16 protein-coding genes are annotated in these 22,715 nt (G+C 66.4%); 1 reads left to right on the forward strand and 15 read right to left on the reverse strand.

The annotated features are described in order from the left end of the window. Positions 1 to 3: 3 nt before the first annotated feature. Entirely contained in the window at positions 4 to 1,764 is a 1,761-nt protein-coding gene (locus tag IE173_RS09215; RefSeq protein WP_191283178.1) for an IlvD/Edd family dehydratase, read from the reverse strand. 49 nt (positions 1,765 to 1,813) lie between these two features. Continuing rightward, positions 1,814 to 2,551, reverse strand: coding sequence for an SDR family NAD(P)-dependent oxidoreductase (locus tag IE173_RS09220; protein ID WP_229842011.1), 738 nt, complete (start codon positions 2,549 to 2,551; stop codon positions 1,814 to 1,816). 186 nt (positions 2,552 to 2,737) lie between these two features. Between IE173_RS09220 and IE173_RS09225 the strand changes: the two genes are divergently transcribed. Then, positions 2,738 to 3,910 carry a Gfo/Idh/MocA family protein gene (locus tag IE173_RS09225; RefSeq protein ID WP_191283180.1) on the forward strand — a complete coding sequence of 391 codons (1,173 nt, stop codon included), beginning with the start codon at positions 2,738 to 2,740 and terminating at the stop codon, positions 3,908 to 3,910. Between the two features lie 28 nt (positions 3,911 to 3,938). On the opposite strand, the gene iolG is transcribed toward IE173_RS09225, so the two are convergent. The 13 genes from iolG to IE173_RS09290 form a co-directional block, all read right to left on the reverse strand. Next, on the reverse strand, positions 3,939 to 4,964 hold the full coding sequence (gene iolG / locus IE173_RS09230) for an inositol 2-dehydrogenase (protein WP_191283181.1): 1,026 nt from the start codon (positions 4,962 to 4,964) through the stop codon (positions 3,939 to 3,941). 16 nt (positions 4,965 to 4,980) lie between these two features. Next, positions 4,981 to 6,336, reverse strand: a complete 1,356-nt coding sequence (locus tag IE173_RS09235; protein WP_191283182.1) for an NAD-dependent succinate-semialdehyde dehydrogenase — start codon at positions 6,334 to 6,336, stop codon at positions 4,981 to 4,983. A 13-nt stretch (positions 6,337 to 6,349) separates the two neighbouring features. Further along, the gene (iolD, locus tag IE173_RS09240) at positions 6,350 to 8,296 is read right to left on the reverse strand and encodes a 3D-(3,5/4)-trihydroxycyclohexane-1,2-dione acylhydrolase (decyclizing) (RefSeq protein WP_191283183.1); all 1,947 of its coding nucleotides are present in this window, start codon (positions 8,294 to 8,296) and stop codon (positions 6,350 to 6,352) included. Between the two features lie 127 nt (positions 8,297 to 8,423). Beyond that, complete coding sequence (locus IE173_RS09245; RefSeq protein WP_191283184.1) at positions 8,424 to 9,905, reverse strand: PucR family transcriptional regulator; 1,482 nt, start codon at positions 9,903 to 9,905, stop codon at positions 8,424 to 8,426. Between the two features lie 36 nt (positions 9,906 to 9,941). Then, the gene (locus tag IE173_RS09250; RefSeq protein ID WP_191283185.1) at positions 9,942 to 11,084 is read right to left on the reverse strand and encodes a Gfo/Idh/MocA family protein; all 1,143 of its coding nucleotides are present in this window, start codon (positions 11,082 to 11,084) and stop codon (positions 9,942 to 9,944) included. Positions 11,085 to 11,121: 37 nt separating this feature from the next. After that, complete coding sequence (locus IE173_RS09255; RefSeq protein WP_191283186.1) at positions 11,122 to 12,885, reverse strand: hydantoinase B/oxoprolinase family protein; 1,764 nt, start codon at positions 12,883 to 12,885, stop codon at positions 11,122 to 11,124. Positions 12,886 to 12,887: 2 nt separating this feature from the next. Continuing rightward, positions 12,888 to 14,984, reverse strand: coding sequence for a hydantoinase/oxoprolinase family protein (locus IE173_RS09260; RefSeq protein ID WP_191283187.1), 2,097 nt, complete (start codon positions 14,982 to 14,984; stop codon positions 12,888 to 12,890). Positions 14,985 to 15,051: 67 nt separating this feature from the next. Further along, complete coding sequence (locus tag IE173_RS09265) at positions 15,052 to 15,945, reverse strand: fumarylacetoacetate hydrolase family protein (protein WP_191283188.1); 894 nt, start codon at positions 15,943 to 15,945, stop codon at positions 15,052 to 15,054. A 25-nt stretch (positions 15,946 to 15,970) separates the two neighbouring features. Next, positions 15,971 to 17,251 carry an aspartate aminotransferase family protein gene (locus tag IE173_RS09270; RefSeq protein ID WP_191283189.1) on the reverse strand — a complete coding sequence of 427 codons (1,281 nt, stop codon included), beginning with the start codon at positions 17,249 to 17,251 and terminating at the stop codon, positions 15,971 to 15,973. A 16-nt stretch (positions 17,252 to 17,267) separates the two neighbouring features. Further along, the gene (locus IE173_RS09275; RefSeq protein WP_229842038.1) at positions 17,268 to 18,185 is read right to left on the reverse strand and encodes a C-terminal binding protein; all 918 of its coding nucleotides are present in this window, start codon (positions 18,183 to 18,185) and stop codon (positions 17,268 to 17,270) included. Positions 18,186 to 18,370: 185 nt separating this feature from the next. Further along, the gene (locus tag IE173_RS09280) at positions 18,371 to 19,957 is read right to left on the reverse strand and encodes an AAA-type ATPase lid domain-containing protein (protein WP_229842012.1); all 1,587 of its coding nucleotides are present in this window, start codon (positions 19,955 to 19,957) and stop codon (positions 18,371 to 18,373) included. Positions 19,958 to 20,305: 348 nt separating this feature from the next. Beyond that, positions 20,306 to 21,436 carry a Gfo/Idh/MocA family protein gene (locus IE173_RS09285; RefSeq protein WP_191283393.1) on the reverse strand — a complete coding sequence of 377 codons (1,131 nt, stop codon included), beginning with the start codon at positions 21,434 to 21,436 and terminating at the stop codon, positions 20,306 to 20,308. Further along, the gene (locus tag IE173_RS09290) at positions 21,436 to 22,239 is read right to left on the reverse strand and encodes a sugar phosphate isomerase/epimerase family protein (protein ID WP_191283394.1); all 804 of its coding nucleotides are present in this window, start codon (positions 22,237 to 22,239) and stop codon (positions 21,436 to 21,438) included. The genes IE173_RS09285 and IE173_RS09290 overlap by 1 nt, the downstream gene beginning before the upstream one ends. Positions 22,240 to 22,715: the final 476 nt, after the last annotated feature.

Below are 22,715 nucleotides of genomic sequence, written 5' to 3' on the forward strand. Positions count from 1 at the left end.
CCATCACCAGCCCCCTTGCCAGCCACTCATCAAGCCGTAGGGCAAACGCTGCGGCTCCTCGTCAGGCAGGCTCTGGAGGAAGTCGAAGTCGCATCCCTCGTGCGCCTGCGTCACGTGGTCGATGTACAACCGGCCGTAACCGCGCCGGTACTTCGGCTTGGGCAGCGTCAGCTCCGCGAGGCGCCGCTCGATCTCCTCAGCCGGGATGTCGAGGTCGAACCGCTGGTTCTCGACGTCGAGCACGATCGGGTCGCCGTCGCGCACGATCGCGAGCGGGCCGCCGACCGCCGACTCGGGCGAGATGTGCAGCACGGTCGTGCCGAACGCCGTGCCACTCATCCGGGCATCCGAGATGCGGACGATGTCGCGGATGCCGCGGCGCAACAGCTTCTCGGGAATCGGCAGCATGCCCCACTCGGGCATACCGGGTGCCCCGACCGGTCCGCTGTTGCGCAGCACGAGCACCGAGTCTTCGGTGATTTCGAGGTTCGGGTCGTCGATGCGGGCGCCGAGGTCGTAGATGTCCTCGAACACGACCGCCGGACCGCGGTGCTGCAGTAGCTCCGGCGAGGCGGCGCTGCGCTTGATGACGGCGCCGTTCGGGGCGAGCGAGCCGCGGACGACGGCGATGCCGCCCGACGCGTCGAAGGGCTTCTCCATCGTGCTGACGACCTCGCCGTCCGGCGCCGGAGCCGAGGCGTAGCCGTGCTCGATGGTTTGACCGGTCACCGTGATGGCGCCGCCGTGCAGAAGGGGCGCGAGCTCCTTCAGCACCGTCGGGATGCCACCGGCGCGGAAGAGTTGCTGAACGAGGTGCTCCCCCGACGGCCGCAGGTTGACGATGCGCGGGGTGCGCTCCGAGATCTCGTGGAAGCGGTCGAGTTGCAGCTCGTACCCGACGCGGCGCGCGAGGGCGAGCAGATGCACGACGGCGTTCGTCGAGCCACCAACGGCCATGAGCAGCGTGATCGCGTTGTCGAACGCCTCCGGAGTCAGCACTTCGCTCGGCTTCGGGCCTTGCGACAGGGCCATCTCGACGGCGCGGCGACCGGTCTGCTCCGCCGCTTGAGCGCGGCGAGCGTGCACGGCGGGAATCGACGCAGTGCCCGTCAGGCACATGCCGAGCGCTTCGACGATGGAGGTCATCGTCGAAGCGGTTCCCATCTCGCTGCAGTGCCCCGCGGTGGGCTTGGCGCTCGCCTCGAGCTCGTCGAAGTCGGCCTGCGTCATCTTGCCGGCGCGCAGCTCGTCGGCATACTTCCAGGTGTCAGTTCCGACACCCAGCTGGCGGCCGCGGAAGAACGCGGGTTCTTGCGGTCCGCCCGTCAGCATGATCGCCGGAATGTCGGCACTCGCCGCGCCCATCAGTTGCGCGGGCACGGTCTTGTCGCACCCGCCCATGAGCACGATCGCATCGAGCGGGTAGGCCCGGATCGACTCCTCGACATCCATCGCCATCAGGTTGCGGAACTGCATCGCCGACGGCTTCATGAGGCTCTCGCCGAGGGAGATCGTCGGGAACTCCAGCGGCAGCCCGCCCGCCATGAGCACACCGCGCTTGACCGATTCGGCCAGCAGCTTGAAGTGGATGTTGCAGTTGACGAGTTCCGACCACGAGTTCGCGATGCCGACCACCGGGCGATCCTTGATCGCGAAGTTCGAAAAGCCTTCCGCCTGGATCGCGGTTCGGTGCACGAATCCGGTCAGGTCGTGAGGTCCGAACCACCGCGCGCTGCGGAGGTTGCTCGTGTTCGACTCGGTCATGACGGTGACGCTCCTTAGATGGTGATGCTCGTGCGGGCTCTCGTCGCCGTTAGGCGGCCGAGGTGCCTCCGTCGAGGGCGAGACTGGTGCCCGTGGCGAACGTCGCCTCGAGGGCGAGGAAGTAGATTGCGCGGGCGATCTCGTCCGGATCGGCGAGCCGGTTGAGCGGCACAGTCGCCTCCTTCTCCCGCAGGGCGCGCGCGGGGTCGTCCGCCGCATCGACCCCGGCTCGGAGCATCGGCGTGTCGATCGGCCCTGGGCACACGACGTTGACCCGCACGTGCGGTGCCAGTTCGATCGCGAGGGCGCGGGTGAGCCCGACGACTCCGGCCTTCGACGCGCAGTAGGGCACGAGGCCGGCGACGCCCATGGTCGCGAGATCGGAGGCGACATTCACGATCGAGCCGCCGCCCTCGGCCCGGAGATGCAGAGCGGCCTCCCGCGAAACGTAGAAGGTACCCGACAGATTAGTGTCGATGACCTGCCGCCACGCGGCATCGTCCAGGTCCTCAAGCAACGCGTATCCGGCGACCCCGGCCGCGTTCACGGCGACATCGAGGCCGCCGAGTTCCCGGATTGCGGCTCGCACCCCGGCGCTCGCTGATTGGGGATCGGAGACGTCGGCCACGATCGCGTGTGCTCCCCCGCCGATTTCGGCGACGACCCTCGCGAGCTCTTTCGACCGCCGCCCGAGCAACGCCACGCGCGCCCCGCGTCGCGCGAAAAGTCTTGCGGTGGCTTCCCCGACTCCCGAGCCCGCGCCCGTGACGAGCACCCGCGTCTCCATGGGTGACGTCTGACGTTGAGTCGGTGCCACCATGGCTCGCCTGCGTCCCCTTCATCCACTAGAGAAATCGCGGCTCGGCAGATTCACGTCGCCGCGCGGCCAAGTAGATCAGCGGCAGCGAGGGTCGAGGTGTTCCAGATTGAAACATCTCGATTGCCGGGAAGATTCGTAGGCTGAGGCCACATCATGCCCACGGGCAACAAAGGAGTCGGCGTGCCAATCACGGACAGCATCGGTGTCGGTCTCATCTCGGTCGGCTGGATGGGGCGACTGCATTCGCGGGCCTACCTCGCGACCCGGCAGTTCTACCCCGAGTTGGCGCGGCACCCGGAGCTGGTGATCGCGGCCGATCCCGACGAGGCCGGGCGCAGCTACGCCGAGAACAACGTCGGCTACCGCGAGACCACGAGCGATTACCGGGAGGTGCTTGCCCACCCGGATGTCGATGTCGTCTCGATCTGCTCGCCCAACTTCCTGCACCACGAGGTCGCCCTCGCCGCCATCGCGGCCGGCAAGCACTTCTGGATCGAGAAGCCCATGGGCCGCAGTGCTCGCGAATCCCGCGAGATCGCTCAAGGCGCCGAAGCCGCCGGACTCATCACGTCGGTTGGCTTCAACTATCGCCACGCTCCGGCGGTCGCCGAAGCGCGCCGCCTCATCCGCTCCGGCGCCCTCGGCACCATCACGAACGTGCAGATCCGGCTCATCACGAGCTACGCCTCCGACCCCACGCAGGGCTTCACCTGGCGCTACGAAACGGAGTTCGCCGGCTCCGGGGTACTCGGCGACGTGCTCAGCCATGGCTTCGACCTCGCCCAGTTCCTCATCGGGCGCATCTCCTCCATCAACGCGATCACCGAGACCTTCATCACGGACCGCCCCCTGCCGGACGGTTCGACGCGAGCGGTCGAGAACGAGGATTACGCGGCCGTTCTCGCCCGATTCGACAACGGTGCCGTGGGAATGCTGGAGTCGACCCGTGTCGCGATCGGCCCCAACGCCGAGTACACCATCGAGGTCTACGGCACGAAGGGTTCGCTGCGCTGGAACTTCGACCAGATGAACCAGCTCGAGGTAGCCGAAGACGTGCGCGGCTACCGCACCGTCATGACCGACACCTCGTTCGGCGACTTCGGGCGCTTCCAGCCGAACGCAGGCCCCGGCATCGGATTCAACGACCTCAAGACGATCGAAGCCGCGCTCTTCCTGCGTTCGGTCGCCGAGGGCAAGCAGCTCGCCCCGTCGGCCGCCGACGGCTGGTCGGCATCGGAACTCGTGGATGCCTCGATCAGCAGCGCCGCATCCGGCGCGTGGGTCGACCTTCCCGAGGTCACGGGGCCTACGACCTTCCGGGCGTAGTCAGGATCCCTCGGGGGAGACTGGAGTCTCAGCGAGAACTCCAGCCTCCTTCGAGGTGCACGACCACGCCCTCTTCGGCGGAGCGCTGGGCGGCATCAGCTATCACGAGCGCCGCGCGGCCGTCATCGAAACCGGGGCTGTTCGACGCCTCACCCCGCACGAGTTTCACGAACTCGGCGAGCTCGAGCGCGTATGCGTCCGCGTAGCGCTCCAGGAAGAAGTCCAGATAGGGGCGCTTCGTCTCGACTCCGGAGGCCGTCGAGACGCTCACAAGGCTGGACGGGGCGTTCGCCACCTGCAGCAGACCGGCCGCGCCGAACGCCTCGAGCCGCTGGTCGTAGCCGATCACGCTGTGCCGCGAGTTGACGATCGTCGCCATCCCACCCGTAGCGGCACGCAAGGTCACGACGACCGAGTCGAAGTCGCCGTGCTCGCGAGCACCCGGGTCGAACAGCTGTGCCCCGACGGCACTCACCTCGACGATCTCACCGAGAAAGAAGCGTGCCATGTCGAAGTCGTGGATCGCCATGTCCCGGAAGATCCCGCCCGAGACGGCGAGATACTCCGCGGGTGGCGGGCCCGGGTCCCGACTGACGATCGACAAGAGCTCGAGGTCGCCGATCTCGCCCGATTCAACCCGGCGATGCACGTCGGCGAATGCCGGGTCGAAGCGCTGATTGAACCCCAGCGCGACCGGCACGCTGCTCTCGCGGACCTTCGGGAGCAGCTGGTCGACGCGCGCGATGTCGAGATCGATCGGCTTCTCGCACAGCACCGCGACGCCCGCGTCGAGGCACGCCTCGATGAGGTCGATGTGGGTGGGCGTCGGCGAGGCGACGAGAACCGCGTCGACCTCCCCTGAGGTGATCAGGTGCTGAGGCGAGTCGGCGACTCGACCCCCGAATCGAGCGGCGAGCGACTCGGCTCCCGCGAGGAACGGGTCAGCGACCAGCGTGAGCGCGGTCTCTGGATTTGCGGCGATGGTGGCCGCATGCACCTGACCGATGCGACCAGCGCCGATGAGACCGAAACGAAGTTGGTCTGACGGACCCATTCCCGTGCCGGCTCGCCTACTTGGCGAAGCGGAACAACTTCTTGTTCGCAAACTCGAGCATGCCGACCTGGCCCATCTCGCGTCCGTAACCCGACTTCTTGATCCCGCCGAACGGAACGTCGGGACCGCCGAGGCCCATCGCGTTGATGAAGACCATGCCGACGTCGAGCTGGTTGCCCACGCGCTCAGCACGCTCCAGATCGTCGCAGATCACAGCCGAGCCGAGACCGTACGGCGAGGAGTTCGCGAGCTCGATCGCCTCTTCGTCGCTCGACACGCGGTAGAGCTGGGCGACCGGGCCGAACAGCTCTTCGCTATAAACATCCATCTCGGGCGTGATGCCCGCGAGGATCCCGGGCGTGTAGACGTTACCGTCGGGCGTGTTGTCGCCCACGAGAAGCTCGGCACCCTGGTCGAGAGCGGCCTGCACTTGGGAAGTGAGCGTCGCGGTCGCCGAATCGGAGGAGAGCGGACCGAAGTCACCGTTCTCGTACGACTGCGCCTTGATCGCGGCCGTGAACTTCGCCGCAAACTCGTCGAAGTGCTTGTCCATCACGACGATGCGCTTCGAGCCGTTGCAGCTCTGGCCGGTGTTGTCCATGCGACCACCAACAGCATGCTTGACCGCGTTGTCGATGTTCGCGGTGTCGAGGACGAGGAACACATCAGCACCGCCGAGCTCGAGCACGCACTTCTTGAGCGCCCGCCCGGCGCGCTCCGCCACGATCGCGCCGACGCGCTCGGAGCCGGTGAGCGAGACGCCTTGTACGCGGTCGTCATCGATCATCTGACCGATCTGATCGTGCGATGCGAACACGTTGACGTAGGCACCTTCTGGGAAGCCGGCGTCGAGGAAGAGCTGGTGCAACGCGAGCGCCGACTCGGGGCACTGACTCGCATGCCGCACGATGACGGTGTTGCCAAGAATCAGGTTCGGAACGGCAAAGCGCGCCACCTGGTAGTAGGGGTAGTTCCACGGCATGATGCCGAGGATCACCCCCAGCCCCTGGAAGCGGAAGAAGCTGCGCAGGCCGTCCGCGGTCTCGAGCACCTCGTCGGCCAGCCACTTCTCGCCGTTCGTCGCGAACGCCGCTGCGATCTTCGCCGAGAAATCCACCTCACCGATGCCCTGAGCGACCGGTTTGCCCATCTCGCGATTGATGATGGCGGCGAGTTCGTCCTGACGCTCGATCATGAGATCGGCGAGGCGTTGCGCGAAAACCACACGCTCGGCCACCGTCGTGGTGCGTGACCAGTTTCGGTACGTCTGGTGCGCCGAGGCGAGAGCCGACTCCACATCGACCGCCGTCGCCTGCGGGTACTCGGCGAGCTTCTTTCCGGTGGCCGGATCGATCACGGCGAAGGTGCCCATCTGACTCTCCTCTTTAGCTGTTCTTCGGGACGGTGGTGGCCCCATAGAAGCGCTGGCGGGCTCGACCTTCCAGGTGCTGGGCGGTGCCCTTCTGGTTGCCGGGGCGCTGCGAGGTCAGCGGCACGCCGACATCCCAGAATGCCCCGCTGCCAGTGAGGTAGCGCCACGGCTCCACCTGAGCAACGATGACCACGGGGCGGTCGGTGATACTCCGCGCTTCCTCAAGAGCGGACTTGAACTCGTCGACGGTCGTCGCGTTCCACGACGCGGCACCCAGGCTCGCGGCGTTCGCGGCGATGTCGACGTCGACGATCGGTCCGGTGAGGCGACCGGTGGCGGCATCGCGTTCCCGCAACTGCGTGCCGAACTCGGCTTCGGGCCCCCCGCCCTTGGCGGCTTGAAGCGGCCAGATGCACTGGTTTCCCCGGTTGTCGATGATGACGACGGTGATCTTCTGGCGCAGCTGGGTGGCCGTGAGCAACTCGGTCGGCTGCATGTAGTACGTGCCGTCGCCGATCAGCACGAACACGTCGCCGGGCGCATCCGGTTGGGCGAGCTGAACCCCGAGCCCGGCAGGGATCTCGTGGCCCATGCAGGAGTTCGCGTACTCGAAGTGGATCTCGGTGCGGTTGGAGGGATCCCACGCCTTGTGGATGCTTTCGACGACACCGCCCGACCCGAGCACGAGCGTGTCGTCGGCGCCCGTGTGCGCGTTGAGTGCGGCGACGACCTGCGCCTGGCTCATGATCTCGCCGGGGAATTGCTGCAGATCGTGAGCGAGTCGCTCGGCCGTCGCCTTCTGAGCGGTCGCGATGTCGCCGGCGTACGACTTGTCGCTGTGGTAGCCGGCCGCGGAAAGTCCCGCATGGATGGCCGTGAGCGACAACTTCGCGTCGCCGACGACGGGGAACGAGCCCATCTTGTGCGCGTCGAAGGAGTTGACGTTGAGGTGCACGAACCGCACGTCAGGGTTCTGGAACAGCGAGTGGGATGCCGTGATGAAGTCCTGCAGTCGCGTTCCGACGCTGATGACGCAGTCGGCCTGGTCGGCCAGCTGGTCGGCCCCGAAGGTGCCGGTCACGCCGAGTCCGCCGACGTTCAGGTCGCTGATCGGGCCACTGCCCTTGCCCGCGAAGGTCTCCGAGACGGGAATCCCGAACTCGGCGCTGAACTTCGCGAGCTCGTCGCGCGACGTCGAGTACCGCACGCCGCCGCCCGCGATGATGAGCGGACGCTTGGCGTTGCGGATGATCTCGATCGCGTCGCGAATCTCGTCTTCCGCCGCGGGGCGCCGGCGGATCGGCCAGACGCGCGGCGCGAAGAATGCCTCTGGGAAGTCGAACTCGTCCCCCTGCACGTCTTGCGGCAGACACACGACGACCGCGCCCGTCTCGACCGGGTCGGTGAGCACACGCATCGCCTCGGGAAGGGTCGAGAGCAGCTGCGCCGGGTTCGTGATGCGGTCGAAGTAGCGGGCCACAGGACGGAAGCAGTCGTTGGCCGAGACGTCGCGCTCGATGGGGTGCTCGACCTGCTGAAGAACCGGGTCGCCCTTGCGATTGTTGATGATGTCGGCCGGGAAAAGCAGCACCGGGAGTCGGTTCGTCGTAGCCGTCGCCGCGCCGGTGACCATGTTGGTCGAACCCGGTCCGGCCGAAGCCGTGCACGCCAGCGTCGAGGCACGGTTGGTCGCCCGGGCGTAGCCGATCGCCGCATGCACCATCGACTGCTCGTTCTTGCCGGGGTAGAAGGGGAAGTCGACACCGTACTCGTCGGTGGCTTGCGCCAGACCGACCGAGTTGCCGTGGCCGAAGATGCCGTAAAGGCCCGGGATGAGTCGCTGACGTTCACCGTCCAACTCGCTGTATTGAACCTGCAGGTACTCGACGATCGCCTGGGCGACAGTGCGGCGGCGAACGCCTCCGGTCGATGCCTTCGTGCCAGCGGCGGTGCTGCTCATGCGCTCTCCTCAGAGTTCCAAGTCGGCCGGTCGGGATCACGCCAGACACCGCCAGAGGCACCAGCCTCGCATCGCGAACCATCGACGAGCTGTCCCAGTTTGAGACGACGGTGACCTGGTTCTACCGCTATTTCTCGTTGATCAGAAAACGCGACTCGACGGCGAGCCAGAGCTCGAAGGCGTCACGATAGTTCTTGAGCTGACGGCCCGTCAGCTGCTCGATCTTCTTGATCCGGTATGACAACGTGTGCTCGTGAACGAAGAGCTGGGCTGCCGCTTGGCGGAGTCTTCCCTGGTTCTGAAAGTACACGGCCAAGGTACGCAGGAGCTCGGTTCCGTGGTCGGCGTCGTGAGCGATGATCGGGTTGAGCACACCGTCGGCGAGGTGCCTCATCATTTCGATGTCGGGGTTGAGCCAACGCCCGATCCCAAATTGCTCTTCGGCGAGCACCACGGCGCCGTCCGACGACTCTCGCGCCAGATTGAGCGACCAGAGCGACTGGCGCTGCATGCGAGACAGCTCCTCGACCCGATGAAAGGGCTGGCTCGCCCCGACGTGAATGCCAAGGTCGCCGACGATGGCCCCCAGATCGACCTCCTCCGCACGCACGGCCACGAACAGCACGCCTTGGTCCCGCAGGAGATGGGGATGGCCGCGATCGCTCAGCCAGTCGCGGATCATGATCTCGCCGCCATCATCATCCGGGATACCGCACGCGAGCAACCGGATGCCAGCGGCAGGGTCGAGCCCCGCAACCGTGAATCGATCGGTCAACTCCTCCGGGGCGAGGTCACCGTCGAGCGCGCTCGACAGCAACGCGCTGCCTTGGCGATGCAATGCCTCTCGTCGACGCTGGTCATCGACGGCGTCCAGGGCCGCAAGGGTACCGACATGCTGCAGGGTGGCCAGCCCCCCGGGTTTGGCGGCCAGGTGCTCCATTCCGACGAGATAGGCGGTTACCCGATTACCGACGACGAGCGGCAGGATGTATCCGCCCGGGATCACCTGCAGGCCTCCCGCCAGATCCGCTTGTTCGAGTTCGAGGCCGTCCGGGACCCAGGGCCAGTCGGGGAGCAGCGGTAGCCCGGCCGGTGAGATGAGAGCCAGCCGGTAACCCGAGACATCCTCGAGTTCTGAGTAGATCTCGACGACGTTGCTCTCGACACTCGTGCGGTAGCGGAGCGTCTCGAACACCCGCAGATGTCGCGACAGCCGCCCCCTTGTCGTCTGCACGCTGGCATTGGCCACCAGGTGCGAGATCTCGATGAAAGGAACCTGGCGTGGAACGCGCAGCACCGGAAAGTCGAGACGATCAGCCTCCTCGAGCAGCTCGGCTGTCAGCTCGGGAGCTTTCACGCTGACGGCGAGCCCGGCGAGCCGGTGCTGGGCAAGCTGCGCCACATAAGTGACCTGGCCTTCGGCGTCCGCCGGGATGCCGAAGCCGTTCACGATGAGGAGCTCGCCGCCCTCCATCCACGGCCCCGGATCCTCGAGCTCCGAGGTGTGCGTCCACAGGACCGACGCCCCCACGCCGCCGCTCCCAGCCCGCAGCTCCAAACCGAGGTGGGGCATAGCGAGGAGGTCGGCAACTGTCAGGTAGTCGTGCACGCGTTCTTCCCCATGCCGTCGGGCGCGGCGTCCGCCCTAGTCGAATCGATATGGTTCGTGCGGCCCGACGGACGGCAACGGCCGGGGTCGCTCGCACGTGCTCTCGATCTCGATGTGTCTTCCTTGCGCCGCCGAGGCTTCGAAAGCCAAGAGGATCTCGAGCGAATGGTACGCGAAATCACCTCCGGTCCGAGGCTCCAGCCCGTTGCGGATCGCGTACCCGAACTCGGCGAGACCGATCCCGCGGTAAGCGTCATCGCGATGCGTGATCGGAGTCTCGCGCCAGTCGCCGCCGCCGGGAGGCGTCATGTCGAGCGAGAGGTCGCGCGGCTCGCCACGCCGTACCACGGGCGCCCCCTCGAAGTGGTCGGGGTTCGGCGTGGCGAGGGAACCTCCCGTCCCGTAGATCTCGAGGTGCGGCAGGTTGTGGTTCCACACATCCCAGCTGACGATGACCGTTGCGACGCCGCCTGACTCGAACTCGATCGTGCCGGTGACATGCGTCGGCGTCTGGATCTCGATGACGCCGTCAAACCCGCCGTCGGCCGTCGGCCGGGGACGAGTCTCCGACGAACGCGGAGCGGATGCCGCGACGCGTTTCGCGGGTCCGAAGATGTTGACCAGATTGGTGATGAGGTACGGCCCGATGTCGAGCATCGGCCCGGCGCCCGGGCTGTAGAAGGGATCGACGTTCGGGTGCCAGTACTCGTACCCGCGGCACGCGAACGAGCCGAACGCCGCCACCGGCCGGCCGATCCAGCCGTCGTCGATCAGCTTGCGACTGGTCTGCATCCCGGAGCCGAGGAACGTCGTGGGCGCGGAACCGACCTTCACGCCCGCGGCGCGTGCGGCATCCAGAATCTGTTGCGCTTCCTCGAGCGAGGTCGCGAACGGCTTCTCCGACAACACGTGCTTGCCCGCGGCGATCGCTTGCAGCGTGACCGGGGCGTGCAGTTTCGGCGGCGTCAGGTTGAGCACCAGTTCGACCTCCGGATCCGCGAGGAGCTGGTCGGGGGTCAGCGCCTTCGGCACCGAGTACTCAGCCGCGCGCGCCGCGACCGCAGCCGCGTTGACATCGGCGAGCGCGACGACGTCGACCTCCGGGTGGACGCCGATCTTGTCGAGGTACTGGTTGAGAACGTTTCCGACGCCGATGATGCCGACTCGAATGGGTTCCATTGCTGCTCTTCTTTCGGTTTCGATGACGTCGGTCTGGCTAACGAGCGGCGAGTCGTTGGGCACGCAACTTCGCGGTCGCAACCTCGTCGAGAACGCCATCGGCTGCGACGACGCCATAGACGGCAAAAGCCGCCTCCGGGGTGACACGACTCTCGCGCAGATCGTCCAGAACCGCGAGCGCCTCCCGCTCTAGCGGGTCGCCGTAGCCTCCACCCCCGGGCGTAACTGACACGACCTTCTCGCCACGCAGCAGGTCGTAGCGTCCGACGATGGGGATCTCGCGGCGTTCGCCCGTCGCGAGATCTTCGACCCATGCGGCCGGCACCGCCCCGCCCTGACCGCCGCGCACGCCTTGCGGCGGGTTGAGCAGCCCCTCGAGGCCGTAGGTGAGCGTGACTGACTCGACCCGCGGTTCCATAGTGACTCGCGTCGCGAGCCCGCCGCGCTGACGGCCGGCTCCGCCGGTGTCGGCGACGAGTGTGCGCTCGTGGATGAGGATCGGGTAGCGCTGTTCGTCGACCTCGACGCTGTCGTGGTACAACAACGCGCCACACACCGGCCGCTGGTAGGTCGGCCAGCCATCGACGAACGGGGTCGCCGGACCGCCGACGCCTCCGACGAGAATCTGGTTGACGTAGGCGTTGCCGTTGCGCTCGTCGATGCCCGAGATGACCGATTTGGCGGGCGCCTGCCCCGTCGCCCCTTCCGCGGTTCCGTAGCCGTCGGCGATCTGGGCGAACGCCGCCTGAACCATGTTGACAACCCGGTCCGCGAGATTGGTCGTTCCCGACGAGCACGAGAAGGGATGCTTCGGAATCCCGACGGCGCAGCCGTCGCGGAGCAGCACGTCGATGCGGCGGAAGGTGCCGGCGTTGCTCGGCAGCGACTCGGGGAGCCCCGACAGGATGCCGGCCAGAGCCGAACCGATCGCGGTCGCGCGCGTGAGGTTGAGCCCATTCGGGAGGTTGTCCGGGTTGTCGCGCAGGTCGATCGTGACGCGGCCCTGGTCTGGCTTCACCTCGACCACAGTCTTGAGCGGAACCCCGCCGAGGCCAGTGCCCGGGAACGGGTCATGCGACGTCGAGCCGGTCAGCACCGACGCCGGCAGGGCCTCGATCGCACTCACCGCCAGACGCTCCGAGTAATCGAACCACGCGTCGACGAACTCCAGAAGGTCGTCGATCCCGAACTTGTCGGCGAGCTCCTTCACGCGGCGCTCCGCAATGCGCGAAGCACCGACACTCGCGAGGTAGTCGCCGTACCACTGGTCGGGCACACGGATCCTCACGCGGCACATGCGCACGATGTCTTCGATGTCGGTGTAGTCGCGCTGCACCCGCACGCACGGGAAGATGAGCGCACCCTCTTCGTAGACATCGCGAGCCGTCGCCGAGAAGGTCGTCGGGATCGCGTTGCCGCAGTCCGCCTGGTGCGCCTTGGTCACCGCCGTGAAGACGTGGCGGCCGCCGACAAAAATCGGCACGAGGATGACGTGGTCGGCCGCGTGCGAATTGCCGCGGTACGGGTCGTTGTGCAGGAACGCATCGCCTTCGCGGATGTCGTCATGCAGTTCCACCATGTCCTCACCGAGCGGGCCCGCGCCGAACACGTGTACCGGGACGCCTTCGGCCGCAGCCAGCAGCTGGTTGTCGGCGGTGAGCACGGCGCACGAGAAGTCGCGCGCCGTGTTGATGACGGACGAGCGCGCCGATCGCAGGAGCCCGTTCGTCATCTCCCTGACGATGCCGTCGAACGCGTTCGCGAGCACCGAGAGCTTCACTGGATCGAATTCGCGTGCCACGGTCATGCTCCCTTGAGAGTCAGGTAGATGTTGGATCGGCTGTCGAGGGTGGCATCCCACTCCGGCGGCACCACGATGGTCGTCGTCGGCTGGTCGATGACGGCCGGACCGACGATCGTGTCGCCGGGCTCGAGCGTCACGCCGCGGTATCGCTTCGTGTCGTGACTCTCGCCGCCGAAGACGATCGGGTCGACGCGGTGGACCTCGCTGGTTCCCGCCACCGCCGCCGGCGCCTTCAGCTGTTCGGGACGCGGGATCTCGACGCGGACCCCCCACGTGATGATCTCAACCCGGCTCGTGGCGTCGTGCGTGCCATTGCGGCGATCGTGCTCCTCATGGAAAGCCCGCTCGATGACGTGCGCCGCGTCGTCCGCCGCGTTGGGCGCGGAGCCGAGGTACACGCGAAGGTCCCAGGCCTGACCCGGATAACGGGCGTCGACGAAGTAGGTGACCTTGGCTTCGCCCGACACCGCGGTAAAGCGCTGCGCGAATGCATCAGCCTTCTCGCCCAGTTCGGTGACCGCGACGACCGCCGAGCTCACGTTGAAATGGCGGGTGTCGTTGTGAAGCGGCGACAGGAACTCGGTCGCGATCGGAGCTCGATGAGCGCCGTAGGCGGCGAGCACACCCGCCGTCGAGGGGATGAGGATGGTGTCGGTCTCGAGCAGCCGCCCGATCACCGCGGCGACCATCGCCCCTGCACCGCCGCCGGCCACGATGAGCGCGCCACGCGGGTCGACGCCTTGTTCGAGCGACGCCTGACGGATCGCGGTGGCCATGTGGTTGGCCGACACGTCAAGGATCGCCTGCGCGGCCTGGAGAGTGTCCATCTTGAGCGGACCGGCGACTCGCGACTCGATCGCGCGCACGGCGGCGTCGCGGTCGAGCGTGAACCCGCCCTCGAATCCTTCGGTGTCGAGGTACCCCAAGGCGACGCACGCGTCGGTGACCGTCGGCTCTTCTCCGCCTCGGCCGTACGCGGCCGGACCGGGGGTGCTGCGCGCGCTCTGCGGACCGACGCGCAGCAGGCCGCCGCCATCGATCCAGGCGATGCTGCCACCGCCCGCGCCGATGCTCGTAACGGCAACCGAGGAGAGCCCGGTCAAGTGCCCGACGAACGGCTCGCCGAGCCACGCCTCTCGCGTGTGCCGCACGACCCCCTTCTCGACGAGGGAGACGTCGAACGTCGTGCCGCCCATGTCGCACACGACGACGGTTTCCCGATCGGGAGCCGCGGCCGCACCGACGAGCGGAGCCATCGACGGCCCGGAGTTGAGGAGCAGGACGGGGCGGTCAAGAACGTCGACGACGTCGAGGACAGCCCCCTCGGAGGTGACGACGAGCAGATCCCCGGCGAACCCGAACGCGACCAGGTCCGACCGGAGATTGCCGAGGTGATCCGCCATGAGCGGCTTGAGCGACGCGTCGATCGCCGCGGCGGACGACCGGCGGTACTCGCGGATCGTCGGGTTCGCGGCGTGAGAGAGCGTGAAGGGCACGCCCGGAAGGATCTCTTCGATCAGCTCCGCGAGACGGCGCTCGTGAACGTCGTTGATGATCGACCACAGGAACGAGACGGCGATCGCTTCGATCCCCTCGTCGGCGAGGCCGCGGAGCACGCCCCGCGCTTCGTCGTCGTCGAGCGGGACGAGCACGTCACCTTCTGCCGAGATGCGCTCGTTGATTTCAAACGTCAGATGGCGCGGGATGTAGGGCGGCGGGTAGGCGGCCCGGGAGTCGAACGCGTCGCGACGACCGCCTTCGCGAAGCAACAGCGTGTCGGCGAAGCCGGAGGTCGTGAGCAACGCGGTGCGGGCGACCTTGCCGGTCAGAACTGCATTCGTGGCGTGCGTCGTGCCGTAGACGATCACGTCGGCATTGCGCAGCACGTCATCGCCCGACCATCCGACGGATTCGGCTGCGCGGCGCACCGAGGCCTCGAAGCCCGTGAAGACACGGTCGTAGGTGGTCAGCGCCTTGCCGACCGCCATCTCGCCCGCGTTGGAGCCCACCACGACGTCGGTGAACGTTCCCCCGGTGTCGACGGCGATGCGGTACCTCGCATCACCACCGCTGAATGGCGTGTGAACTGTGCTCATAGGTCTTCGCTGCCTCCGTAGAACCGGTCAAAGGATTCCGCCGACGCGCCGAGCGCGCCGCGGGAACTCATCGCTCGCCCACCCGGTTGCGCAACAGGCCCAGCCGCTCGATGTCGATTTCGACCGTGTCGCCGGGCTGCAACCAAACGGGCGGGGTGCGCTTAGCGCCGATGCCCTGAGGCGTGCCCGTCGCGATCACATCGCCAGGCGCGAGGGTTAGGAAACTCGAGATATAGGAGACGATCTTCGCGATCGGGAAGATCTGATACCTGGTGTTCGAGCGCTGCATCTCGACGCCGTTAACGCGGGTCACGAGGTCGAGTGCCTGCGGATCGCCCACCTCGTCGAGCGTCACGAGCGCGGGGCCCCACGGCGTCGACCCGTCGACCGCTTTACCGGCCAGCCATTGCGTGCCCCGATACTGGAGATCGCGGGCCGTCAGGTCGTTGAGCGGCGCGAGGCCCGCGACATACTGCAGCGCGTCCGCCTCCGAAACCCGCGTGGCCGCACGTCCGATGACGACGGCGACCTCGCCCTCGAAGTCGAGGTTGTCGCTCGCGGCGGCCCCGCCGATCTCGTCGTCCGGCCCGATGAGGCTCGATGCGAACTTGGCGAACAGGTCGGGGTACTCGGGCAACGCCCGACCGGTCTCGGCGACGTGATCCTTGTAGTTGAGGCCCACACACAACACCTTGGCCGGGTCGGCGAGCGGTGCCGCGAGACGCAGCTCGGAGCGCGGCGCCACGCGAGCGCTGTCGTCGCGCTCGGCCCGTGCCGTCAGGGCCGCCGAGATCGACGCCAGCTCGGCTCCGTAGAGCTCGAGGAACTCGCGAACCGATGCGGTGCTGCCCGACGCCGCCTCGGGGGCGGCGCTCAGCAGTCGCTCGAGGTCGAACACCGACTCGCCGAGCAGCACACCGCCCCGGACGCCGGATTTGTCGTAGTACGAGACGATCTTCATTCTTCGTGGATCCCCTTTTCGAGCCTTACGGCTGAGGCGAGCTCTCGGCGACCGCGAGGACCGCGTCGCCTAGACGATCGGCGATCTCGGCCACGACCTTGTCGTCCATCGGTGTGGACAGAGAGAGCAGGTTGGCCGGCGACGGCAGGAGCCCGCGCTCATAGGACGCCCACCAGAGCCGGTGCTGAATGCGTTCCTCGACCTTTTGCGCCCCGGCAGGAACCGCGCGCAGCAATGAGCCACGCCCGCGAATCTCCCAACCAACGCCCTGGACCCGAGCGTTAACGGTTTCCCGGGCGGCGTCCCCCAATCGGTTCAGGCGCTGGATCTCCTGCTCGGTGAGCAACCGCATTGCGACGGCGCCCGCAGCCATGCTCACCGGGTTCCCGGAGAAGGTCCCGCCGTGAGGCAAGCTGCCGGGTCGAGTGGGATCCACCTCGGCCATCAGCTCGCCCTTGCCTGCCACAGCACCGACGGGCAAGCCGCCGCCGATCAGCTTGCCCGCTGTAAGCAGGTCGGGAACGATGCCGTACTCCCCACTCAAGCCCCGGAACCCGAGCCGCAGGCTGATGACCTCGTCGATGATCAACACGATGCCGTAGCGCGTCGCGAGGTCGCGAGCCGTGCGCACGAACTCCTCGGTGATGTGCAGGAGACCGGCGCGGTTCGGCAGAAGATCGAGGATGATCGCGGCGTACGTCTCAGGAGCTGCTTCGACCGCCTGTACCAGGAACTCGACGTCATTGAGCGGCACCGCCGTGACGTCGTCGATCACTCCTTGTGGGACGCCTCGCGTGTAGCTCGGACCGCCGGGCACGAGGGCAACCTCGGACGTGCCGTGATATCCGCCCTTCGTCACGAGCACACGGTCCCGACCCGTGCTCGCCCGCGCGATCCGGATCGCCGACATCACGGCCTCCGTGCCCGAGTTGGTGAAGCGCACTTGGTCGAGGCCGGGGAGACGCAACAGAAACAGCTCCGCTGCCGCCCACTCGTACCGGTTCGGGATCCCCCAGCTAGCGCCCGACGAGAGGGCCTTGATCGCAGCCTCGGTGATCTCTGGGTGGGCGTTGCCATGGATCAGCGAGGTGAAGTTGTTGTTGACGTCGATCAGTTCTCGACCCCGGTCGTCCCAGACGCGGTAGCCCTCTCCGCGAATTGCATACGGGCTCGGCGCGCCGGTGTAGTAGGTCGAACGCCCATACCCACCGGGGAGCAGGGGGTATCCACGCGGTCCTCGACGCAGATGGGGGTCGCTGTCGGAGCCTCCGACGTTGACCCGGCCGGCGTGATGTGTGGTCGTCACTTGTACTCTCCCCAGCTCAGTTCACGACATCGATCAGAGGCTGATCCGTCAGGGCGAGCCGCACGCGTTCGACCGCACCGTCCTGCAACGCACCGGTCGAACGGTCTGAGCGCCATGCGATGTGCGGGGTGAGGATCGTGTTGGGGGCGGCGCGCAAGGGGTGCTCGGATTCCAGCGGCTCCAGCGCGAAGGTATCGATTCCGGCGCCCGCGACATGCCCCGAGATCAGAGCCTCAGAGAGCGCAACCTCGTCGATGAGGCCGCCGCGCGATACGTTGACGATCGCGGCGCCCTTGCGCATTCTCGCGAGAACGTCGGCATCGACGAGGTGCTGGGTTTCCTTGGTCAACGGAAGGTGCAAAGAGACGACGTCGGAGTTCTGGAGCACGTCGGCCAGTTGCGCCATCTCGACGAAACTCTCGGAGACGAAGGGGTCATAGCCGCGGACTCGAGCACCGACAGCTGTCCACATCCGAGCGACGTGCTGCCCGATGCGCCCCATACCGACGACGCCCACTTCGAGCTCCGACAGAACTGGCGTGTCGAACCCGATGATGCCGGCCCAACTGAGGCTGCGGATCGCGGCGTCTCCGGCCGGCAACCGCCGCGCGAGCGCGAGACCCATTGCGAAGGCGTGGGAGGCCACCTCTTCGGAGGCTGTGCCCGGAACGATCGACACCGGGATGCCGGCCAGGGTAGCGGCATCCACATCGATATTGTCGTAGCCGATCCCGTAGCGGATCACGGCCCGGCATTTGGCCATGATCGGGAACTCGGCGGCCGTGAGCCGGGCGTACGGCGTGATCATCACGATCTCCGCCTGCGGAAGACCCGCCCGGAACTCGTCGACATCGGCCGCGGCCACGAGTTCGTAGTCGAACTCTTCCGCGAGCGCAATCTCGCGTTTCAGATCCGGGAAGTGGTGGGGGGCCACCAAGATGGTTCCCCGGCCAGCGCGGTTCATCTTCGACCGTCCTGTTCGTGAGCGAGCGTTATCGAGTGATGACAGTGACCTACCTGTCGTCCCTCAATTACACGGCGTCGGCCGATTCGCCATCCGTGCCAAAACGACACACATCCCGGCGGGAAGCCCTCGAGCGCGCGAGGGTCCCGATGTTCCTAAATGTCGAACCCCCGGCTGCGGAAGTAGTCCATCCGCCGATACAGGGTCGATCGCCCGATTTCGAGCATCTCGGCGGCCAGTCGTCGGTTGCCGTCGGCCTCCCGAATCGCCTGACGGAGCTCGCTGAGTTCGGCGTCCTCGAGCCGCGACAGCCGACCGTGGCTCGTGGCCGCCTGGAAGCCGTGCGGTAGGTCTTCGACCGTGACCTCGGGCCCGTGTGCGTGTGTCACGGCGTGAGAGACGACACTCCGCAACTGATCGATGTTTCGTTGCCAGTCAGCGTTCGTCAGGGCTGCCACGAGGCTGCGCGACAGCTTCCGATCGCCCAGCTCGCTCGCGACCGCCTCGGCAAGCAGTGGGATGTCCTCGCGCCTCGCACGCAGCGGGGCGACGGGGATCTCGAGCGCGTCACACGTCTCCGCCAGCATCTGTGTGGCCCACGTCATTCGGGTGCACGTGAGGATCAACGTCGTGCGCGAACTGTGACGGAGATGGTCGGCGATCTCAGTCGCGTCGAGTTGCGAAAGTTCGTCGGCGCCCTCGATGACGAGTGCGGCCGGCGTGGTTTCGCCGAGCTCACGGAGGACGTCGTGCACCCTCGGGTCCCGCGGAGAAGCACCCAGTGCCTCCGCATGGAGGAAGTCCCCGCGTCCGGCGGCGATCGCATCGGCGAGCCTTCGCTTGCCCGACCCGGGCTCACCGATGAGGATGACCGAACGCGCCTCGTCGAGGGCGGTTCGCGCCAGACTCACGCTGCGGCGGAAGGCGGTGCTCGTTCCCTGAAGACCGAGGAAATGGTTGCTAGTCTCGGCGTCCGGCACGCGTTCGTCCGGGACTGCTCGCGGGCCATCCGGCGCGACTCGGGACTTCGCGCGCCGCTTGACGACGATGATCGCGCCTGCGTTGGACTCCGACTTGGCGACCGGCGAGCATTCCAGTGTGGCGGCCCCGACACCCTTGAGGGTGACCTCTCGAGTCAGCTCACTCCCCGACGACATCACCTCTTTCGCATAGCCCATGATCACGGAGAAGTCGTCCTCCTCCAGCAAACGGGTTGCGTGTCCGTTCATCAGCGAATTCTTGCCATCCACCCCGATGACCGCGGCGCCACCACGGCGGCGCGACACGGTGAGGTATTCGTGAAGCAGCGCGCGTTCCTTCGACGACGTGCGGCTCTCGAGTTCGCGTTCGATACGCGAGCTCACGCCTTCGAGCATCAGGAGCGTCGATGCCGGGTCGACGTCTCGAACCCGTGACACCGGCAACGTCAACCCAATGACGGCTCGCACTCGACTGTGGAAGGGATCGCGAATGAGCGACGCAAAGCACCAGTTGGCTCGCATGTCTTCGCGAAAGTGCTCCTCGGGAGCGAGCCAGACTCCCCGCCCCTCCTCCAGCGCGAGGCCTTCGCCGTTGCTCCCGCAGCTCTCTTCCAGCAGGGAGTAGCCGGCAGGGAAGCAATCCTCCTCACGGAGAAAAGCCGGTCGTATCAACGCACCATTGGGCGCTGTCAAACTCACGTAGCCGCCCAGATCGGATGCGACCTCATCGAGCCGCAACAGGTGGGACTTCGCAGCGAACATCGTTGGCTCATCGACTCGACCGGTAGCGTGAATCGCCCGATCGACTTCGCCGTCAACACCGGCTGCCCGGCTACGACGCCACGAACGCGCGACGATAGGACGAACGCCAGAGAGATCGTCTGTCGCACGACCCAGATACAAGTCACGTACCCGGTCGGCCTGTCGGCGCTCGTCTAGAACCCCGGTGCCGCCGGACCGACCAGCCATCCGAGCGCCTCCTGTTCTGAGCTTCGAGTGACGGAAAGCTAACACAGACGACTCGGCCGAATCGTGGGATGTCTGCACAATCTATGGGGGTGAAACTGGGGAAATGACCAAAGCCTCGCCCGCCCCGCCTCATCTCATCCGCTACAGCGTCGGAGCCAACGGGTCGAAGTCCGCAGGAAGTGAGCCGAGGCGACCGGTTGTACTTTCGACCCGCACGAAGGCCTGCGCCGCGGCAGCCTCTTCGATTGCTAGCAGAGTGTCGAGCACGTGATAGCCGAGTTCAGCGCTCGCCACATGCGGGCGTCCGGCGCGCAAAGAGCGGGCCATGTCCAAGACGCCGACTCCCCGTCCTGTGAGTGCGCCCTCCTGCGGAAGCTCGATCGCCTCCTGCACCAGTGGGGCGGGAGCGACCGGCATCGCGGTCAAGGGGCGGGTGACCGTGATCCGGCCGCCGAAGGTGTTGGGATCAGGTATCACAAGTGTCCCCAGCGTCCCCGTGATTTCGACGACACCATGCCGAAACAACGCAGAGTCGGTGCTGTAAAGGCTCTGGGCATGACCGCCGCGCTCGAACTCCATCAGAACCGAGAGGGTTGACGGAACCTCCACCGGAAACGACTGCCCCGCTAGATCGCCAACCTGCACCCGACGCGTCGGAGATCCTCGCAGCCCGAGAGCACCGACCGCGGCGACGGGCCCGAAGATGTGGACGAGGGCGGAGACGTAGTACGGACCCATGTCGAGGAGAGGTCCAGCACCTTTTGCGTAGAGGAATGCCGGGTTCGGATGGAAGAGCTCTGGACCCTGCCACTGAAAGCTAGTCTGCGCGAACAACGGACGACCGATCTCGCCTCGTTCGATGATTCGCTTGGCCGTTTGCATACCAGGACCGAGCAGCGTGTCAGGGGCGACTCCAATCCGCAATCCCGCTGCAGTGGCGTAGTGGAGAAGCCGTCGAGAGCTAGCGCGATCGATCCCGATCGGCTTCTCCGTCCAGACATGCTTGCCCGCGGCCAGAATCGCCTCTGACACTTGGACGTGAACGGCCGGGACGGTGAGATTGACCACGATCGTGATGTCGGGATCTCCAAGAACCGCCTCGACGCTGCCGGACCGGGGGACGCCGTACTTTTCCGCCTGCGAACGGGCGCGCTCCTCCAAGACATCGCCGACGGCGAGCACCCGCAGGTCGGGAAAGGTCGTGAGATTGGCCAGATACTGATCGCTGATGTTGCCGGCGCCGATCAGCCCGACGCCTATGGGGGATGCCATCATGCGCCCTCCCTCTCAAGGAACAGGCGGCTCTGCTCGATTGCGTCGAAGACGTCGCCCGCAAAGTGGTCGAACTCGACAACAGCCAGCTCGAGCGCGGGGGCCGCCGAGATCGCCTCCGCTATCTTCACTGCCCCGCGTCCCGCCGGGACCTGATCGGTCGGCGGGTAGCGTCTGATCGAATCAGCATCGAGGGTCCCGTCTTTTGCGTGCACGGCAACCACGCGGTTCCCAAGCCTTTGCAACAGGGCGACGGGGTCCACCCCGGCCCTCGTGACCCAGTACAAGTCGACCTCGAGCACAACGTCCTCCTCAAGGAAGTCGGTGAAAACCTCCAATCCAGTCCGACCGCCGTAGGTCACTTCAAGCTCGTGGGCATGGTTGTGATAGCCAACACGAATGCCCCTCGTCGCCCCGAGCTGGGCGGCAGCGTTGAGGAGATCGGCAGTTTCTGCGATCTGCGCCAGTGATCCCCATCGTCCAGGCTCGGTGTAGGGGTCAATCACGAGGCTCATTCCGAGAACTTCGGCGGCGGCGAACACCTCTTCGGGCATGGGAACCGAGACGGACGTACCGCTGCCATCCGGATTGACGAAGGATTTCGACGCCAGGAATGCGTGGCCTGATGGCGCCGCGAGGTTCTCAGCGGCGAGCGCCTTTGCAATCTGCTCGACGCGGAGAACAAAGTCGTACGCCTCTACAGCCGAGAAGCCGCGCGCGGCCACCTTGGCGAGGGCTCCACCGAGATCGGATTCGAGTGCGTCCTTGATCGTGAAGAGTTGGATTGACGTCTGCGGACGCATGAATGCCTTCTCCAGCACCTGGGCGACTATCGACTCCGGGCGCGTCGCTGATATGGAAGCAACTCCGGGGGCGAACCCATGGATGCCAATTCTCAGACGAGCCCCGGCTGTCCGAGTGTGTCAGATCGGGACAACTAGCGGCGGGCTAGTCGCGAGACCTTTATGAGGCGGAACGGTCAACGCGGAACGTCTAGATCGCCTCGGAGCAGTGACTCGCCGACCACGAGACTCTCAGCGCTCCCAAGACGACAGGGCATGGAGAAGTCCATCTGAAGGGATCGCGAAATGTTTGGGTCTGTTCGTCTCGGAATCTGGTTGGCGCGTCGTCCGACGAAAGCGGTGACCTTCACGCCGGTGAATCGAGCGCCTTCCCCTCCTCAGTCATTGCCACGCGGACGCCGCTTGGCAGCGTGGCTCCGCAAGCTATAGCCGCTTTGGTCACGAAGCCGGAATCATCACGAAGCCAAGAGCGAAGG

Source organism: Pseudolysinimonas yzui, from assembly GCF_014653215.1.
Taxonomy (GTDB): domain Bacteria; phylum Actinomycetota; class Actinomycetes; order Actinomycetales; family Microbacteriaceae; genus Pseudolysinimonas_A; species Pseudolysinimonas_A yzui.

Coding starts and splice junctions, on each gene's coding strand:
- IE173_RS09215 (WP_191283178.1), bottom strand. CDS start 1,764: ATGACCGAGTCGAACACGAGCAACCTCCGCAGCGCGCGGTGGTTCGGA.
- IE173_RS09220 (WP_229842011.1), bottom strand. CDS start 2,551: ATGGAGACGCGGGTGCTCGTCACGGGCGCGGGCTCGGGAGTCGGGGAA.
- IE173_RS09225 (WP_191283180.1), top strand. CDS start 2,738: ATGCCCACGGGCAACAAAGGAGTCGGCGTGCCAATCACGGACAGCATC.
- iolG (WP_191283181.1), bottom strand. CDS start 4,964: ATGGGTCCGTCAGACCAACTTCGTTTCGGTCTCATCGGCGCTGGTCGC.
- IE173_RS09235 (WP_191283182.1), bottom strand. CDS start 6,336: ATGGGCACCTTCGCCGTGATCGATCCGGCCACCGGAAAGAAGCTCGCC.
- iolD (WP_191283183.1), bottom strand. CDS start 8,296: ATGAGCAGCACCGCCGCTGGCACGAAGGCATCGACCGGAGGCGTTCGC.
- IE173_RS09250 (WP_191283185.1), bottom strand. CDS start 11,084: ATGGAACCCATTCGAGTCGGCATCATCGGCGTCGGAAACGTTCTCAAC.
- IE173_RS09260 (WP_191283187.1), bottom strand. CDS start 14,984: ATGAGCACAGTTCACACGCCATTCAGCGGTGGTGATGCGAGGTACCGC.
- IE173_RS09265 (WP_191283188.1), bottom strand. CDS start 15,945: ATGAAGATCGTCTCGTACTACGACAAATCCGGCGTCCGGGGCGGTGTG.
- IE173_RS09280 (WP_229842012.1), bottom strand. CDS start 19,957: ATGTTCGCTGCGAAGTCCCACCTGTTGCGGCTCGATGAGGTCGCATCC.
- IE173_RS09285 (WP_191283393.1), bottom strand. CDS start 21,436: ATGGCATCCCCCATAGGCGTCGGGCTGATCGGCGCCGGCAACATCAGC.
- IE173_RS09290 (WP_191283394.1), bottom strand. CDS start 22,239: ATGCGTCCGCAGACGTCAATCCAACTCTTCACGATCAAGGACGCACTC.